The organism is Leifsonella bigeumensis (assembly GCF_039537265.1).
In the GTDB taxonomy this organism is placed as follows: domain Bacteria; phylum Actinomycetota; class Actinomycetes; order Actinomycetales; family Microbacteriaceae; genus Terrimesophilobacter; species Terrimesophilobacter bigeumensis.
The window spans coordinates 988,615-1,005,977 of sequence record NZ_BAABAE010000003.1; the positions used below are offsets into that span (position 1 = coordinate 988,615).

Genomic DNA, 17,363 nt, shown 5'->3' on the forward strand with positions numbered 1-17,363 from the left:
GGCGGGATCCTCGGCCGGACCTCCTCATGACAGCACACCAGGACAGCGCACGCGAAACGCACGGCAACAGCATCCACCAGCCGGTCATGCTCGACCGCACGGTCGAACTGCTCGCGCCCGCACTGGAACGGCCAGGCGCTGTGCTCGTGGATGCCACCCTCGGTATGGCCGGCCACGCGCGGGCGTTCCTCGCGCGCTTCCCCGACCTCGTGCTCGTCGGAATCGACCGCGACCCGGACGCCCTCGCGATCGCGGGGGAGCGACTCGCCGCCTTCTCCGGCCGCATCCACCTCGTACACGCCGTCTACGACGAGCTCGCCGCAGTGCTCGATGAGCTCGGCATCGCCGCCGTCTCCGGCATCCTGTTCGACCTCGGGGTGTCCTCGCTCCAGCTCGACCGGGCGGAGCGCGGCTTCTCCTATTCGAAGGATGCCCCGCTCGACATGCGCATGGACAAGACCTCCCCGCTCACGGCCGAGCGCATCCTCGCCGAGTACAGCGAGGCCGAACTGCGCAGGATCTTCTGGAGCTACGGCGAGGAGAAACTGGCTCCGCGCTACGCGAGGCGCATCGTCGAACGTCGGGAGGCCTCGAGGCTCGTGCGCTCCGCGCAGCTCGTCGAACTCATCGAGGCGGCCACCCCTGCGGCGGCACGACGCACAGGGCATCCGGCCAAGCGGGTGTTCCAGGCGCTGCGCATCGAGGTCAACCAGGAGCTCGCCGTGCTCGAGCGCGCCATCCCCGCCGCGATCGACGCGATCGAGCTGGGCGGCCGCATCGTCGTGCTCGCCTACCAGTCCCTCGAGGATCGCATCGTCAAGCAGGTCTTCGCAGCCGGTGCCGCCTCGACCGCGCCCTCCGGACTTCCCGTCGAACTGCCGGAGCATCGCCCGGTGCTCCGGTTGCTGGTCCGCGGCGCCGAGAAGGCGGGCGCCGAGGAGCTCGCGGCCAACCCGAGGTCGGCTCCCGTGCGTCTGCGCGCGGTCGAGCGCGTCAGGAGAGCGGCATGAGCGCCGTCGCCGCGGTTCAGGCGCCTCGCCGCATCGGGCCTGCAGAGACTCCGACCCGCCGTCACCTCGAGGTCGCGCTCAGCCGCGGCCAGAGGAAGGCGCGCCCGCGAGCCGTCTATGCGCTCGTGACCGTGGCCGGGCTCTTCGCCATCCTCATCGCCCAACTGCTGCTCAGCATCGTCGTCTCCGAGGGCGCTTACCAGATCTCGAGCCTCCAGCAGGAGCAGCGTGAGCTCGCGCGCGATCAGCAGGCCATCTCCGAAGAGCTCCAGGTACTCGAGTCGCCGCAGCACCTCGCCGCGAACGCGGAGACGCTCGGCATGGTCAGCAACTCCAGCACCGCCTACCTGCGGCTTGCCGACGGCGCCGTGCTCGGTTCGCCCGTCGCTGCGAAAGCCACGGACGGCATCCGGCAGGGGAAGGATGGCGGGCCGCTCATCCCGAACGAGCTCCTCGACGACGTGCCGATGACCGCGGTTGCCGCGACATCGGCTGAAACGGGAGACAGCGCCGGCCCGGGCGCGCCTGGCGCACTCGCCTCCAGCGGGTCGGTAGCGTCGACACCGCAGGGGCTGCCATCCCCGATCACACGGTAGGCCGTCGGCCGGGAGGTATGGAGACAGTGACCCGTCAGCGAGCGTCCCGTCGGCGATTGGCGATCGCGATCCTGATGACCTTTGCGATCGTCGGCGTCTTCGTCGTGCGCCTCGTCGACATCCAGATCGTGAAAGCGGCGGACTTCAACACGGAGTCGTTCGACAAGCGCGCGATCGAGACGCCGGTGGTGGCGCCGCGCGGCGAGATCGTGGACACGAACGGGGTCGTCCTGGCCGACAGCGTCACACGGTACGACATCACGGCGTCGCCGAGGAACGCCGGGGAGTTCAACCGCAGGGAAGACGACGGATCCATCTCGAAGGTCACGGTGCTGCAGGCCGTGACCGAGATCGCCGCACTCACCGGGACGACCGCCAACGACCTGCTGCTGGCGGTGACGGCCGATCCGACGTCGGACTGGGCCATGCTCGTCAAGGGAGTGGACATCGAGACCTTCCGTGCGATCCGCGACCTGGGCATTCCCTGGATCTACGCGCAGCCCCAGCAGCACCGCACCTACCCGGCCGGCGCGGTGGCCGGCAACCTCGTCGGATTCGTCGGCACGGACGGACCGCAGAACGGCCTCGAGGCGACCGAGGACTCCTGCCTCGCGAGCGTTGACGGCGTATCGACCTACGAGCGGGGGGCGGACGGTGTGCGGCTTCCCGGAAGCACCGTCACCACGCGGGAGGCCGTCCCCGGCGGAACGCTGCAGCTCACGATCGACAGGGACCTGCAGTGGTACGTGCAGCAGGCCATCGCCGAGCAGGCGGTCGCCCTGGGCGCCGAATCCGCGATGGCGGGGGTCGTTCGCGTGAGCGACGGGCACCTCATGGCGCTGGCCGACTACCCGGCGGTCGACCCCAACAACGTCAACGGCACCGACATTCCGTTCTACGGGTCCCGTGCGTTCAGTTACATGTTCGAGCCCGGATCGATCATGAAGGCCATCACGGCCTCGATGCTCGTCAACGAGGGGGCGGCCTCTCCCACGACGCGCGTGACGGTGCCGGGGATCTGGCACACGCCGGACGGTGCCCGCATCCGGGACTCGGCGCCGCACGGAGACATGCGCTGGACCCTCACCGGCGTACTCGAACAGTCCTCCAACGTCGGGATGTCGATGCTCGGGACGCGGCTGAAGGCGGGCGTCCGGTACGACTACCTGCGCAAGTACGGTTTCGGCGAGGCGACGCCGATCCACTTCCAGGGGGAGGCCTCCGGGATCCTCGCCTCGAACTGGAACACCCAGCAGAACTACGACACGACCTACGGGCAGGGCGTCTCCGTGACGTTCGCGCAGATGCTGTCCGCCTACCAGGCGATCGCGAACGGTGGCAAGCAGGTCCCGCTCACCCTCGTCGAGAGCTGCACCGCCCCCGACGGGACCGTGACCAGCACGCCGTCGACCGACACCGAGCAGATCATCACGCCGAAAGCGGCCGCCACGACCGTCGCCATGCTCGAGAGCGTCGTGACCGGCGGCTGGCTGTCGTCCCAGTTGAGCATTCCCGGGTATCGCATCGCGGCGAAGACCGGAACCGCCGAGGTCGCCCTGCCGACCGGTGGATACGGCAACGACTTCATCGTGTCGGTCGCGGGTATCGCCCCCGCCGAGAACCCCGAGTACGTGGTCATCGTCACCTACGTGAAGCCGCATATCATGAAGTCATCAGCCGCTGCGGCGCCCACATTCCGTAAGATCATGACGCAGGTGCTGAAGACCTACCGGGTGCCGCCATCGACGAAGCCGGGTCCCGGCTACCCGACGACCTGGTGAGAAAGAGGATGCATTGACTGGTCGGATCCCCCCGGTCCTTCGTCCCGAGCATCCCTCCGCACGATCCCTCGCTGGACTCATCGCGGAGTTCGGGCTCGAGTACGAGGGAACGGTCGACGGCGTCGAGATCAGCGGCGTGACCGTGCGCACGAGCGAGGTGCACCCCGGCGATCTCTTCGTCGGCCTGGCCGGCGAGCACAGCCATGGGGCGTCCTTCGCCGCGGATGCGCGCGAAAGCGGAGCGGTCGCCCTTCTCACCGATCGGGCGGGGGCCACGCTCGCCGCCGGCTCCGGGCTGCCCGTCGTGATCGTCGACTCGCCTCGGGCTGCACTCGGCGACGTGTCGGCCTGGGTCTACCAGACCAGCGTCGACCCGCCGCTGCTCCTCGGCGTGACAGGAACCAACGGCAAGACCTCGACCGCGTACCTGCTCGAGGGCATCCTGCGTCAGCTCGGACTCGTCACGGGACTCAGCTCGACCGCGGAGCGTCACATCGGCGATCTCACCGTCGTGAGCAGGCTCACGACGCCCGAGGCGAGCGAGCTCCATGCACTGCTCGCGAGGATGCGCGAGGGCGGGGTGCGCGCTGTCGCCGTCGAGGTGAGCGCACAGGCGCTCAGCAGGAACCGGGTCGACGGCATCGTCTTCGACGTCGTCGCCTTCACGAACCTCAGCCACGATCACCTCGACGACTATGTCGACATGGAGGAGTACTTCCAGGCGAAGCTCGCCTTCTTCGAGCCCGAGCGCGGCAAGCGCGGTGTGGTCTCGCTCGACACCGCCTGGGGCCAGCGCGTCGTCGAGGGATCGCACATCCCGGTGACGACGATCTCGGCCACCGAGGGCGTCGACGCGGAGTGGAGGGTCGAGATCCTCGACGAACGCGCCGAGCACACGGCCTTCCGCCTGACCGGCCCGGAGGGGCGGACCCTCGAGACGACCGTCCCGCTCATCGGCTGGCACATGGCGGCCAACGCCGGACTCGCGATCGTCATGCTCGTCGAGGCCGGTTTCGAGCTCGAGGCGATCGGGCACGCCATCCAGGACGGTATCGACGCCTACCTCCCCGGCCGCACGGAGCGCGTCTCCGGCGAGAGCGGCCCGACCGTCTACGTCGACTTCGGGCACAGTCCGGATGCCTTCCTCAACACCCTCGGCGCCGTGCGGAAGGTCACGAGCGGCCGGGTCATCATGGTCGTCGGAGCGGACGGCGACCGCGACGCCACCAAGCGCGACGAGATGGGCCGGGTCGCCTCGGAGTACTCCGACATCCTCGTCATCACCGATCACCACCCGCGGTTCGAGAACCCTGAGGCGATCAGGAAGATGCTCATCCACGGGGCCGGGCTCGCCGAGCACCAGGCCGAGCTGCACGAGGTGAGCCCGCCGGAGAAGGCGATCCGACACGCGGTCTCCCTCGCCCAGGAGGGCGACTCGATCCTCTGGGCTGGTCCCGGGCACCAGGACTACCGCGACATCGAGGGCGTGCGCACCCCGTACTCGGCGAGGGCCGAAGCGCGCGCGGCGCTGCGCGAGGCCGGCTGGTGATCGAACTCACGCCGGCGGAGCTCGCCGGCATCGTCGGCGGCCGACTGTTCCGTCCCGACGGCGCGACGATCCCGGATGTCGTGGACGGGCCGGTCGTGGCCGACTCCCGGCTCGCAGAGCCCGGCAGCATCTTCTTCGCGCTGCAGGGCGAGACGACCCACGGCCACGAGTTCGCGGCATCCGCCGTCGCTTCCGGTGCCGTGCTCGTCGTCGCCGAGGCCGAGCTCGACCTCGGCGTTCCGATCGTCGTCGTCGACGACTCCCTCGCGGCCCTCTCGACGCTCGCGCGCTCGGTCGTCGCCACGGTGCGCTCTCAGGGAAGGCTTCGCGTCGTCGCCGTGACCGGTTCGAACGGCAAGACGACGACCAAGAACATGCTGAGGGCGATCCTCGAGCGAGTGGGTCCCGTCGTCGCGCCGCGCGGCTCCTTCAACAACCAGGTCGGCGCACCGCTGTCCATGCTCGGGGTGGATCGCGAGACGCGGTTCCTCGTCGTCGAGATGGGGGCGAGCGCGCCGGGGGAGATCTCCCGGCTCGTCTCGATCGTCGTGCCGGATGTCGCGATCGTGCTCAAGGTGGGCCTTGCCCACGCCGGCGGATTCGGCAGCATCGAGGAGACCGCGAAAGCCAAGGCGGAACTCGTCACCGAGCTGCCGGCGGATGCCGTCGCGGTCCTCAACGCCGACGACACGAGGGTCGCCGCCATGGCCGGCAGCACGCGTGCGCGGGTCGTGACCTTCGGTCTCTCGGAGTCTGCCGACGTGCGCGCGGAGGACGTGGCGACCACGGTGCGCGGGACGGAGTTCACGCTCGTCGCGGGCCAGACGCGTACGACCGCGACCCTGCGCATCCTCGGGGAGCACAACGTCATGAACGCCCTCGCCGCCCTCGCCGCCGTGCGCGAATTCGGGGTCGGGTTCGACGAGGCCGTCGAAGCGCTGGAGGAGCTCGCCCGCGCCGAGCGCTGGCGGATGGAGCTCCTTGCCGCACCGGACGGCGTCACAGTGATCAACGACGCGTACAACGCGAGCCCGGACTCGATGGCGGCCGCCCTCAAGACACTGGCCGAGGTCACGCGAGGAGCCAACCGCGCGATCGCCGTCCTCGGCGAGATGGCCGAGCTGGGGGAATACAGTGACGAAGAGCACGATCGGATCGGACGACTCGTCGTGCGGCTGAACATCGACATACTCGTGGTCGTCGGCCACGGTGCGCGTCACATCCACAACGCGGCCGGACTCGAGGGTTCGTGGAACGGGGAGTCGGTGCTCGTGACGGATGCCGACGGGGCATACGATCTGTTGCGTGGTGAACTGCGGTCAGGAGATGTCGTCCTCGTGAAATCATCCAACTCGGCGGGGCTGCGGCTGCTGGGCGACCGGATCGCCGGGGTCAGCTGATGCTCGCCCTTCTCTTCGCCGCAGGCATTTCGATGGTCTTCGCCCTGCTCCTCACCCCGTTGTTCGCGAAACTGTTCCGCCGGCTCGGCCTCGGTCAGTTCATCAGGGCCGACACCCCGACGACCCACGTCATGAAGCGGGGCACGCCGTCGATGGGCGGGGTGGTGTTCGTCACGGCTTCCATCGTCGGCTACTTCGGGGGGCATCTCCTTGGCGGCGGCCGCCCGAGTGCGAGCGCCATGCTCGTCATCCTCATGATGGGCGGACTGGGGTTCATCGGTTTCATCGACGACCTGCTCAAGGTGTCCAGGCAGAACAGTCTCGGCCTGCGCGGCTGGTACAAGATCCTCGGTACGGTCGTCGTCGGCGTGGCCTTCGCCCTCATCGGGGTGAATTACCGCGACAGCCACGATCGTTCGCCGGTGTCGACGGCGGTCAGCTTCATCCGGGATCTGCCGTTCGACTTCATCGTGGCCTTCGGCCTCGTCGCCGGCGTCACCGCCCTCGTCGTGTGGATCGTGTTCATCACGGTGAGCACCTCCAACGCCGTGAACCTCGCCGACGGCCTCGACGGGCTCGCCGCCGGTGCCTCGATCTTCGCCATCGGCTCGTACGTCATCATCGGGTTCTGGCAGACCCAGCAGTCCTGCTTCAACCCCGGCGTCGCCGCGGAGAATGTGTTCAAGTGCTATGACGTGTCCGCCCCGTTCGAGCTCGCGACCATCGCGGCGGCCATCGTCGGCTCGCTCATCGGGTTCCTCTGGTGGAACACCTCGCCCGCGCAGATCATCATGGGGGACACCGGTTCCTTCGCCCTCGGCGGGGCCCTCGCCGCCCTCGCGATCCTCTCCCGCACCGAGCTCCTGCTCGTGCTCATCGGCGGCCTCTTCGTCGTCGTGACCAGCCAGGTGCTCGTCCAGCGCGTCTACTTCAAGGCGACGAAGGGCAGGCGCATCTGGCGCGCCAGTCCGCTCCACCACCATTTCGAGATGAAGGGCTGGGCCGAGGTCACGATCGTCGTGAGGTTCTGGATCATCTCCGGCCTCTTCGTCGCCGCCGGGGTGGGCATCTTCTACCTCGAGTGGCTCTCCAGCACCGCCCCATGACCTCCAGGGACCTCGACTCTCTCACCAGCTGGCACGCCGACTGGGCCGGGCTCAGGGTAGCCGTGCTCGGACTCGGCGTGACCGGGTTCTCGGCGGCCGACACGCTCGCCGAGCTCGGGTGCTCCGTGCTCGTCGCGACGAAGTCCGCGGACACGACGATGACCGAGATCCTCGAGGTGATCGGTGTCGAGTTGCTCGTGGCGGACCTCGAGGCCGGCGTGCCCGGGCGGCTGGAGGAGTTCGCCCCCGAGCTCGTCATCGTGTCTCCGGGCTTCGCCCCGCATCATCCGCTCGTCGCCTGGGCCCAGGGTTCGGGCGCTGCGGTGTGGGGGGACGTCGAGCTCGCCTGGCGACTGCGCGACAAGAACGGTGCGCCGGCCGAATGGATCACCGTCACCGGAACGAACGGCAAGACCACGACGGTGCAGCTCACGGCGGCCATGCTCGTGGCGGGGGGCCTGCGCGCAGCGCCCTGCGGCAACGTGGGGGTGCCGGTGCTCGACGCCATCCGCGATCCCGGCGGCTTCGACGTGCTCGTCGTGGAGCTCTCGAGCTTCCAGCTCCACTACCTCGGCTCGATCTCGCCCTGGGCGAGCGCCTGCCTCAACGTCGCCGACGACCACCTCGACTGGCACGGATCCCCTGCCGCCTATCGCGCGGCCAAGGGCAGGGTCTACGAGAACACCAGGATCGCCTGCATCTACAACAAGGACGCCCCCATCACACGGGAGCTCGTCGAGGCCGCTGACGTCGTGGAGGGGTGCCGGGCGGTCGGATTCGGATTCGGGATCCCCGGCCCGAGCGATTTCGGCGTCGTCGAGGGCATCCTCTGCGACCGGGCCTTCCTCGAGGAGCGGCGGGACAGCGCGCTCGAGATCGTCACGGTCGGAGAACTCGCCGACGTCGGCCTCGGCGGCGCGCACCTCGTCGCGAACGCTCTCGCGGCAGCCGCACTGGCCCGGTCCTTCGGCGCCCCGATCGCGGCCGTCAGGTCGGCGCTCCTGGCCTTCAAGGCCGACCACCATCGCGCGGAGGTCGTGGCCCGCCACGAGGGGGTGACCTGGGTCGACGACTCCAAGGCGACGAACGCGCACGCGGCGCGCGCATCCCTCACGGCCTTCGATTCGGTCGTGTGGATCGTCGGCGGCCTCTTCAAGGGGGCGTCTCCCGATGAGCTCGTCGCAAGCATGTCACCCCGGCTGCGCGGAGCGATCGTGATCGGGATCGACCGCACGGCGGTGCTCGCATCATTCGCACGACACGCCCCCGGGCTGCCGGTCATGGAGGTCGACACGGCCGAAACTGAAGACGTGATGCCGACGGCCGTGCGGCTGGCGGCGGAGTTGGCGGTCGACGGCGACGTCGTGCTGCTGGCCCCGGCGGCTGCCTCGATGGACCAGTTCACCGACTATGCCGACCGCGGACGAAGGTTTGCGAACGCCGTACAGGAGAAGGTCGCACAAGGGAACAGGGGAGGAGACGCCGATGACGACGAGCCCCCCGCGTCCCCGTCGCCGGGGCGGTAGCGGCTCCGCACCGCCGCCCCCGTCCAGCCCTTCGGTGCTCGTGGCGGTCCGCCGCATCTTCGGCGCGGAGAGCAGCAACTACTTCCTCCTCCTCGGCGCGACCCTATTCCTCGTCGTCTTCGGCCTCGTCATGGTCCTGTCGTCCTCTGCCGTCGAGTCCTACAAGGCGACGGACGACTTCTTCGCCGGTTTCGTGCGGCAGGGGCTGTTCGCCGTCCTCGGCATCCCCGCCATGCTTCTCGCCGCGCGCATGCCCGCCGTGTTCTGGCGCAAGTGGGCCGGGGTCGCGATGATCGTGGCGGTCGCCCTCCAGTTCCTCGTGATCGCGACGAATTTCGGCCTCGAGGTCAACGGGAACCGCAACTGGTTCGTGATCGGCACGTTCTCGTTCCAGCCCTCGGAGCTCGTCAAGGTCGCGCTCGTGGTGTGGCTCGGGATCGTCCTCGCGAAGAAGCTCGAGGTGCTCGACGACTGGCGGGAGCTGGTACGGCCTATCGGGATCGTCACGGGCGCGGCGATCGGGCTCGTGCTGCTCGGCGGGGACCTCGGAACCGTCATCATCCTCGTCGCCATCGTGCTCGGCACGCTGTATTTCGCAGGGGTCCGGCTCCGGTTCCTCGCCGTACCCGCCGTCGTCATCGTCATCGCCGCCCTCCTCATCTCCGTCTCCGGGGGCTCCCGACAGGACCGCATCCTCGCCTGGCAGAGCGGATGCGCGAGCGACGCCGACTACAACGGGCTCTGCTGGCAGACCCTCCACGGCTGGTGGGCGCTCGCCTCAGGCGGGATCTTCGGAGTGGGCCTCGGCAACTCCAAGGCGAAGTGGTCCTGGCTGCCGGAGGCCGACAACGACTTCATCTTCGCCATCATCGGCGAGGAGCTGGGCCTTCTCGGCGCGATCGTCGTCCTCGCACTCTTCGTCGTCCTCGCGATCGCCTTCGTCCGCATCATCCGGGCCTCCAGCGACCCGGTGGCCCGCATCACGGTGAGTGCTGTCATGACCTGGATCCTCGTCCAGGCCTTCGTCAACATCGCGGTCGTGCTCGGCCTGCTTCCCGTGCTGGGGGTGCCGCTCCCGCTCATCTCCGCGGGCGGATCCGCGCTGGTCACCACCCTGTTCGCGATCGGCATCGTGCTCTCCTACGCGCGGCAGCCCCTGGCAAAGGGTGCTGCGAGCCCGGCGCCTCAGCCTCCCCGAGCAGTGCGGTGACCCGTTACCTGCTCGTCGGCGGAGGAACGGCCGGCCATGTGAACCCCCTGCTCGCGGTCGCCGACCGCCTGCGCGAGCAGGAGTCGGATGACGCAATCCTCGTGCTCGGGACGGCAGAAGGCCTCGAGGCCCGGCTGGTTCCCGAGCGTGGCTACGAGCTCGCCACGATCGCCAGGGTGCCGTTTCCCCGTCGAGTGGGCCGTGCCGCCCTGCGCTTTCCGCGGGAGTTCCGCGACGTCGTGCGCAGCATTCGGGCGCTCCTCCTCGAACGCGAGATCGACGTCGTGGTCGGTTTCGGTGGATTCGTCTCCGGCCCCGCCTACGTCGCCGCCTGGCGCCAGAAGGTGCCCATCGTCGTGCACGAGGCGAACGCCGTACCCGGGTTCGCCAACCGGCTGGGAAGTCGACTCACCCGATACGTCGGGGTCGCTTTCCCGGGCACCCGCCTTCCTCATGCGCGCGTCGTCGGCATGCCCCTGAAGCACGAGCTCGAGGTGCTCGACCCGCGGGTACGCCACGACGAGGCGCTCGAGCATTTCGGGCTCGACGCGGCGAAGCCCGTACTGCTGGTCACGGGCGGCTCTCTCGGCGCCCGAAGCATCAACGAGACCGTCTTCGAGGCGGCTGCGACGATCCTCGGTGCCGGCTGGAGCATCCTGCACATAGCGGGGGAGCGGGCGGCGCTCCCGGAGCCCTCGCTCGCCGGCTACCGCATCCTCGCCTACTGCGACCGGATGGACCTCGCGTTCTCGGCGGCCGAGCTCGTGATCGCGCGTGCGGGTTCGGCGACGGTGAGCGAACTGACGGCACTCGGCGTCGCCGCCATCTACGTTCCGCTGGCGATCGGCAACGGCGAGCAGCGGCTCAACGCGAAAGGCGTCGTCGATGCGGGCGGCGCCGTGCTCGTCGACAATGCCGATTTCACGCCGGAGTGGGTGTCCCGCGAGCTCATCTCGATCCTCGGCGACCGGGCAGCGATCGCCGAGCTCGCCGCCCGGGCTGCGAAGATCGGGAGCCGGGACGGCACGGCCCGCACGGTCGCGCTCGTCCGGGAGGCCGTTGAGGCCGCCGCGCGGACCGAAGGAGAACGCTCGTGATCAAGTCCGACTTCCACGAGGCGATGCCGGATGCACCGGGTCGCGTGCACTTCGTCGGCATCGGCGGGGCGGGGATGAGCGGCATCGCGCACCTGTTCCTCGCCGCCGGCATCGTGGTGACCGGTTCCGACATCCGGGACACCGACACGGTGGCCGCCCTGCGCGCGAAGGGCGTGGCCGTCACGATCGGGCATGACGCCTCGGTTGTCGCCGCGGCAGACACCCTTGTCGTCACGGGGGCGATCGCCGAGGACAATCCCGAGTACCTCGCAGCGCGCAGGCTCGGTCTGCCGATCGTCCATCGGGCCGTCGCTCTCGCCTGGCTCACCAGGCAGCACCGCCTCGTCGCGGTGGCCGGTGCGCATGGCAAGACGACCTCGACGGCCATGATCGTCACAGCGCTGCGGGCGCTCGGCGCCGATCCGGGGTTCGTGAACGGCGGCGTGCTCCGTTCGCTCGGTGTCAGCGCGCTCCCCGGAACCGGTGACCTCTTCGTCGTCGAGGCCGATGAGTCGGACGGCTCCTTCCTGCTCTACCGCACCGCCTTCGCCCTCGTGACCAACGTCGACCCCGACCACCTCGACCATTTCGGATCGGAGGCGGCGTTCAAGGACGCCTTCGTCGAGTTCGCTCGTGCCGCGAGCGAAGGGATCGTGATCTCCGCCGACGACCCCGGCGCTGTCGAGGTCACCCCGCGGCTCGCCGACCGCGTCGTCACGACGTTCGGCGAGCATGCCGATGCCACGGTCCGGGTTCACTCGGTCGAGCTCGGCCCGGCCGTGGCGTTCCGGATCGCCTGGCGGGGTCTGGACTTCCGGGTCTCACTGCGGGTGCCGGGGCTCCACAATGCGCTCAACGCGGCCGGAGCCTTCGGGGTTCTCGTCGGGCTCGGCTTCGACCCGCGGGCGAGCATCGACGCGATAGCCGGGTTCGAGGGCACGGAGCGCCGCTTCGAGCCGAGGGGAGAGGTCGGCGGCGTCCGGGTGTACGACGACTTCGCGCATCACCCGACCGAGGTGCAGGCGGCGCTGGCGGGGGCGCGGGCGGCGGTGGGCGGCGGGAGGATCATCCCGGTGTTCCAGCCGCACCTGTACAGCAGGACCCGGCTCATGGCATCCGAGTTCGCCAGGACCTTCGAGGAACTCGCCGACCACACGATCATCGTCCCGATCTACCCGGCGCGCGAGGAGCCCGAGCCGGGGGTCACCGGGAGGCTCATCGCCGAACGATTCGTGGATGGCGAGCGGGTCGAGTACATCGACGAGTGGGCGGATGCCGCCGTCCGCGCCGCGGAGCTCGCCCGCCCGGGCGACATCGTCATGCCCATGGGCGGAGGCGACATCTATCGGATCATCCCCCTGCTGCTCGAGGCGCTGGCGGCCGGGCCAACGGGGTCGGCGTGAAGCGGCCAGAGGGATTCGGCGGGCGGCCGCGGGAACCCGAACCCGTGGTGCGGCCGGCGCCCAGCCGCCGGGGGAAGCAGGCCAGCGCATCCACGCCTTCCGCGCCGACCGCCGCGCCGCGCCCCGCCGCGCCACGCCCCAGTGAACCGCGCCCCGGCGCGCCAAAACCCAGTGCACCGCGGTCGGCCCCGGCACGGTCCGCGCCGGCCACGGCATCCGAGCGCCCGTCCAGGCAGGGGAGGGCCACGAAGGAACTGCGTTCCGCCTCCCGGGATCGACGCCGCTATGAGAAGCGCGAGATCCGGCGGTTCACCAGGCGGGCGCGCAACCGACGGCTCGGCTGGGCCGTCGCTGCCGGTGTCGTCGTCGTGCTGGTCGCACTCCTCGCAGTGGCCATCTACTCCCCGTTGCTTGCGCTTCGGACCATCCGCATCGAGGGCACCTCTGCGGTGAGCGCCGACGAGGTGATGGCCGCCGTCGACGGTCAGCTCGGAACGCCGCTCGCACTCATCGACTACGACCGGATCCGCACCGAGCTCGACGGCTTCCCGCTCATCCGGAGCTTCGTGACGGAGGTGCTGCCGCCGGCCACACTCGTGGTGCGCATCGTCGAACGTGCGCCGGTCGGAACCATCGCCACTCCGGCAGGATTCGCGGTCGTCGACCCGGCCGGAGTTCCGCTGTCCACCTCCGCGCAGCGGATGCCGGGGGTCCCGCTCATCGATGTCGGTTCGAAGGGGGTGGACAGTACCGCGTTCCGCGCGGTCGTCGAGGTGCTCCTCGCGCTTCCCGATGCGATCCGCGCACGGGTGGACACCGCGCAGGCGACCTCGAAGGACGACGTCTCACTCGTGCTCGAGGGCGTCGGCCAGCGCGTGGTCTGGGGCAGTGCCGACCGTTCAGCGCTCAAGGCCCGTGTGCTCCAGGACCTGATGGCGACCCAGGGCGAGAACGCGAAAGTCGAGTTCGACGTCTCGGCCCCGCTCAGCCCCGTCGTACGTCCGCGCTGACCCGGTTCCCGGCGTGCTCCGGCTGGGCGTTGCCCGTGGACTTCACGACACGCGGGAGCGGTTGCGTGTCCGTGCACGAGGTCGCGCCTACCGTCAGCTTCAGGAAATGCATACTGAGCATAACTTTAAACCTCAAGTAGAGGTTGAAAGTAATACCGGAGGCCGGACGTGACATCGAACCAGAACTACCTCGCCGTGATCAAGGTGGTCGGCATCGGCGGTGGCGGCGTCAATGCCGTCAACCGGATGATCGAGCTCGGCCTGCGCGGCGTCGAGTTCATCGCCATCAACACGGATGCCCAGGCGCTCCTCATGAGCGATGCCGACGTCAAGCTCGACGTCGGCCGGGAGCTCACGCGCGGACTCGGAGCAGGCGCCGACCCCGAGGTCGGACGCCGCGCCGCGGAAGACCACGCCGAGGAGATCGAGGAGGCACTGGCCGGCGCCGACATGGTCTTCGTCACCGCGGGGGAGGGCGGGGGAACCGGAACCGGTGGCGCTCCCGTCGTCGCGCGCATCGCGAAATCCATCGGCGCACTCACGATCGGCGTCGTCACCCGCCCCTTCGGATTCGAGGGCAAGCGCAGGGCCGCCCAGGCCGAAGTCGGGGTCGCCGCGCTCAAGAGCGAGGTCGACACCCTCATCGTCGTGCCGAACGACCGTCTGCTGGAGATCAGCGACCGGGGGATCAGCTTCCTCGAGGCCTTCGCCACGGCCGACCAGGTGCTTCTCGCCGGCGTCCAGGGCATCACCGACCTCATCACGACCCCCGGTCTCATCAACCTCGACTTCGCCGACGTCAAGTCGGTCATGCAGGGCGCCGGATCCGCACTCATGGGAATCGGCTCCTCACGCGGCGCCGACCGCGCCATCAAGGCTGCGGAGCTGGCCGTTGCGAGCCCCCTCCTCGAGGCGAGCATCGATGGCGCTCACGGCGTGCTGCTCTCCATCCAGGGCGGCTCCAACCTCGGGATCTTCGAGATCAACGACGCGGCCAGGCTCGTGCAGGAAGCCGTGCATCCGGAAGCGAACATCATCTTCGGAGCCGTCATCGACGACACGCTCGGAGACGAGGTGCGCGTGACGGTCATCGCCGCAGGGTTCGACGGGGGAGAGCCTTCCGTGCGGAAGGCCGACCGCCGGTCCAACTACGTCACCGCCGGAGCCCCGCCGCTCGAAGCGGCCGCAGAATACGACCATGTCGCCACCGGGGACACGGTCGCCGCGGGGTGGGGCGAGGAGCCGGAGCTTCCGCCGGTGCGCAACGACCCCGAGTTCGACGACGCGGCCGACGACCTGGACATCCCCGACTTCCTCAAATGACCCGGCAGGTCGGCCCTCCGCTCGCCGAGCGGCTGGCCACGGTGAGGTCCGGCGTCGCCGAGGCCGCGCGCGAGGCCGGTCGGAGCCCCCAAGAGCTCACGACGATCGTCGTGACCAAGTTCCATCCGGCTTCGCTCGTGCGCGAGCTGCACGCGCTCGGCGTGCAGGATGTGGGGGAGAGCAGGCATCAGGAGGCGAGGCAGAAGTCCGCCGAGCTGGCCCCGCTGAGGCTCACCTGGCACTTCGTCGGGCAGCTGCAGGGCAAGAAGGCGCGTCAGGTTGCCGCCTATGCCGATGTCATCCACTCCGTCGACCGCGAGTCGCTCGTGACGGCGCTGCGTTCGGATGATTCGGTCACCGACTGCTTCCTGCAACTCAACCTCACCGACGACCCGGAGAGGGGAGGGGTCGACCTCGCCGGGCTCCCGACTCTCGCCGAACTCGTACTCGCAACCCCGGGCCTGCGCCTGCTGGGTGTCATGGCGATCGCACCCCTCGACGAGGAGCCGCGGCGCGCCTTCGCCCGGGTGCGCACGGCATCCGAGGCGCTGCGCACGGTCGCACCGGATGCGACGGCGATCTCCGCCGGGATGTCCGGGGACTACCGCGAGGCGATCCTCGAAGGCGCGACACACCTTCGGATCGGCACGGCAATCACCGGAAATCGGCCCATCGCCGGTTAATCTCTCTGTACAGGAGTTCCACCACTGGAGGCATCACATGGCTAATCCGCTGCGCAAGACCATGGTCTACCTGGGCCTTGCCGACGAAGAGTTCGACTACGAGGACGCCGCACCGGCGCCCGTTGCGGTCCAGCAGCAGAGCCACCAGCAGGTCGCCCATCAGCAGGCGCAGCGCGCCCCGGTGACACCCCTGCGACGCGCGCCTCGGGCGGCGGCCCCCGTGGCGGAGATGAACGAGATCCTCACCGTGCACCCGCGCCAGTACAAGGACGCCCAGGTGATCGCCGAGAGCTTCCGCGACGGCATCCCGGTCATCATCAACCTCTCGCAGATGAGCGAGCCGGAGGCCCGGCGCCTCGTCGACTTCGCGAGCGGGCTGTCCCAGGGACTCTACGGCCGGATCGAGCGGGTCACGAGCAAGGTCTTCCTCCTGTCGCCGGCGCACGTCGCCGTGAGCGGCGACCAGGCGGAGGTCGAGCCGACGGTCGACGCGTCGTTCTTCCCCGAGAACTGACGGCCGGCGAACCGACCCCGGAGCACCGACAATCATTCCCCTCATCGCGACGGTCGCGTACGTCGCGCTGCTCGTCTACTTCTTCGTCATGTGGGGCCGGTTCGTCCTCGACCTCGCACGCAGCTTCGCCCGCGACTGGCGACCGAAGGGGTTCTGGCTCGTCCTGGCGGAGCTGGTCTTCACCCTGACCGACCCACCCATCCGGCTCGTCCGGCGGTTCGTGCCGTCGATCCGGATCGGCGGAGGAGGGCTGGACTTCTCCTGGAGCATCGTCATGCTCGTCGTGATCGTTCTCATGTACGCGGCGCTCCTCTTCAGCTGAGTGCCGTCCGAGCCGGCGAAGCGGTGCGCCGAGACATCCGTCGAAGGTCGCTAGCAGGTGATTCACAAGATATTTGCTACCGTTAGCGGTACGTTGATTCGACGTACCAATGAACTTTGAAGGTGACACTCATGGCTCTGACCCCTGAAGATGTGGTCAACAAGCGATTCCAGCCGACCAAATTCCGCGAGGGCTACGACCAGGACGAGGTCGACGACTTCCTCGACGAGGTCGTCGTCGAGCTTCGCAGGCTGGGCCAGGAGAACGAGGAGCTGCGCCAGCGACTCGTGGCGAGCGATGCCCGGATCAGCGAACTCCAGCGCAGCGGCGCCACCGCCGCGCCGGCCGCCGAGCCCGTCGTCGCGCCCGTGCCCGTCGCCTCGTCGCCCGAGGCTGCACCCGCTCAGGCCTATGCCGCCGGAGTCGACCCGGCATCCGACCCCAACAACACGAACAACCTCCTGCAGCTCGCGCGGAGACTCCATGAGGAGCACGTGCGCGAGGGCATCGAGAAGCGCGATGCGCTCATCGCCGAAGGCCATGCCGCCGCTGCACGGATCGTCAGCGAGGGCGAAGCCCAGCAGCGCGCGGAGCTGGAGACGCTCGACCAGGAGCGCACCTCGCTCGAGCGCCGCGTCGAGGAACTGCGCCAGTTCGAGCGCGAGTACCGCGCCAAGCTCAAGGGCCACATCGAGGGTCTGCTGCACGATCTGGACGGGACGGCCGTTCCCGCCGGCGCCCCCGCAGAAGCATCCCAGCCGGAGCCCGCAGTGACCTACGATTCGGTGCCGTCGCAACCGCCGGCGAGTTTCCAGGGCTTCGGCGGTAACTGA

Annotated in this window: 16 protein-coding genes; all 16 read left to right on the forward strand. The window is 69.3% G+C overall.

What is annotated here, in order from left to right:
* Nucleotides 1-26: 26 nt before the first annotated feature.
* The 16 genes from rsmH (at nt 27) to ABD678_RS10010 (ending at nt 17,363) form a co-directional block, all read left to right on the forward strand.
* On the forward strand, nt 27-1,010 hold the full coding sequence (gene rsmH, locus ABD678_RS09935; protein ID WP_344757158.1) for a 16S rRNA (cytosine(1402)-N(4))-methyltransferase RsmH: 984 nt from the start codon (nt 27-29) through the stop codon (nt 1,008-1,010).
* Nucleotides 1,007-1,606 carry a hypothetical protein gene (locus ABD678_RS09940; RefSeq protein ID WP_344756192.1) on the forward strand — a complete coding sequence of 200 codons (600 nt, stop codon included), beginning with the start codon at nt 1,007-1,009 and terminating at the stop codon, nt 1,604-1,606. Before rsmH ends, ABD678_RS09940 begins: the two co-directional genes overlap by 4 nt.
* A gap of 56 nt (nt 1,607-1,662) precedes the next feature.
* Complete coding sequence (locus ABD678_RS09945; protein WP_344756194.1) at nt 1,663-3,387, forward strand: peptidoglycan D,D-transpeptidase FtsI family protein; 1,725 nt, start codon at nt 1,663-1,665, stop codon at nt 3,385-3,387.
* A gap of 13 nt (nt 3,388-3,400) precedes the next feature.
* Complete coding sequence (locus tag ABD678_RS09950) at nt 3,401-4,936, forward strand: Mur ligase family protein (protein ID WP_344756196.1); 1,536 nt, start codon at nt 3,401-3,403, stop codon at nt 4,934-4,936.
* Nucleotides 4,933-6,336: a UDP-N-acetylmuramoyl-tripeptide--D-alanyl-D-alanine ligase gene (locus ABD678_RS09955; RefSeq protein WP_344756198.1), complete on the forward strand. Its 1,404-nt coding sequence runs from the start codon at nt 4,933-4,935 to the stop codon at nt 6,334-6,336. The genes ABD678_RS09950 and ABD678_RS09955 overlap by 4 nt, the downstream gene beginning before the upstream one ends.
* Nucleotides 6,336-7,442, forward strand: a complete 1,107-nt coding sequence (gene mraY / locus ABD678_RS09960) for a phospho-N-acetylmuramoyl-pentapeptide-transferase (protein WP_344756200.1) — start codon at nt 6,336-6,338, stop codon at nt 7,440-7,442. The genes ABD678_RS09955 and mraY overlap by 1 nt, the downstream gene beginning before the upstream one ends.
* Entirely contained in the window at nt 7,439-8,968 is a 1,530-nt protein-coding gene (gene murD / locus ABD678_RS09965; RefSeq protein ID WP_344756202.1) for a UDP-N-acetylmuramoyl-L-alanine--D-glutamate ligase, read from the forward strand. Before mraY ends, murD begins: the two co-directional genes overlap by 4 nt.
* Nucleotides 8,928-10,178, forward strand: coding sequence for a putative lipid II flippase FtsW (ftsW, locus tag ABD678_RS09970; protein ID WP_344756204.1), 1,251 nt, complete (start codon nt 8,928-8,930; stop codon nt 10,176-10,178). The genes murD and ftsW overlap by 41 nt, the downstream gene beginning before the upstream one ends.
* On the forward strand, nt 10,175-11,275 hold the full coding sequence (locus ABD678_RS09975) for a UDP-N-acetylglucosamine--N-acetylmuramyl-(pentapeptide) pyrophosphoryl-undecaprenol N-acetylglucosamine transferase (RefSeq protein ID WP_344756206.1): 1,101 nt from the start codon (nt 10,175-10,177) through the stop codon (nt 11,273-11,275). The genes ftsW and ABD678_RS09975 overlap by 4 nt, the downstream gene beginning before the upstream one ends.
* The gene (murC, locus tag ABD678_RS09980) at nt 11,272-12,678 is read left to right on the forward strand and encodes a UDP-N-acetylmuramate--L-alanine ligase (protein WP_425561964.1); all 1,407 of its coding nucleotides are present in this window, start codon (nt 11,272-11,274) and stop codon (nt 12,676-12,678) included. The genes ABD678_RS09975 and murC overlap by 4 nt, the downstream gene beginning before the upstream one ends.
* Nucleotides 12,675-13,688 carry an FtsQ-type POTRA domain-containing protein gene (locus ABD678_RS09985; RefSeq protein ID WP_344756208.1) on the forward strand — a complete coding sequence of 338 codons (1,014 nt, stop codon included), beginning with the start codon at nt 12,675-12,677 and terminating at the stop codon, nt 13,686-13,688. Before murC ends, ABD678_RS09985 begins: the two co-directional genes overlap by 4 nt.
* A 168-nt stretch (nt 13,689-13,856) precedes the next feature.
* Nucleotides 13,857-15,011, forward strand: coding sequence for a cell division protein FtsZ (ftsZ, locus tag ABD678_RS09990; protein WP_344756210.1), 1,155 nt, complete (start codon nt 13,857-13,859; stop codon nt 15,009-15,011).
* Nucleotides 15,008-15,694, forward strand: a complete 687-nt coding sequence (locus tag ABD678_RS09995) for a YggS family pyridoxal phosphate-dependent enzyme (RefSeq protein WP_344756212.1) — start codon at nt 15,008-15,010, stop codon at nt 15,692-15,694. Before ftsZ ends, ABD678_RS09995 begins: the two co-directional genes overlap by 4 nt.
* Nucleotides 15,695-15,731: 37 nt before the next feature.
* Nucleotides 15,732-16,208, forward strand: coding sequence for a cell division protein SepF (locus ABD678_RS10000; protein ID WP_344756214.1), 477 nt, complete (start codon nt 15,732-15,734; stop codon nt 16,206-16,208).
* Between the two features lie 67 nt (nt 16,209-16,275).
* Nucleotides 16,276-16,530 carry a YggT family protein gene (locus ABD678_RS10005; RefSeq protein ID WP_344757162.1) on the forward strand — a complete coding sequence of 85 codons (255 nt, stop codon included), beginning with the start codon at nt 16,276-16,278 and terminating at the stop codon, nt 16,528-16,530.
* A 131-nt stretch (nt 16,531-16,661) separates the two neighbouring features.
* A complete protein-coding gene (locus ABD678_RS10010; RefSeq protein ID WP_344756216.1) occupies nt 16,662-17,363 on the forward strand; it encodes a DivIVA domain-containing protein in 702 nt (233 codons plus the stop codon).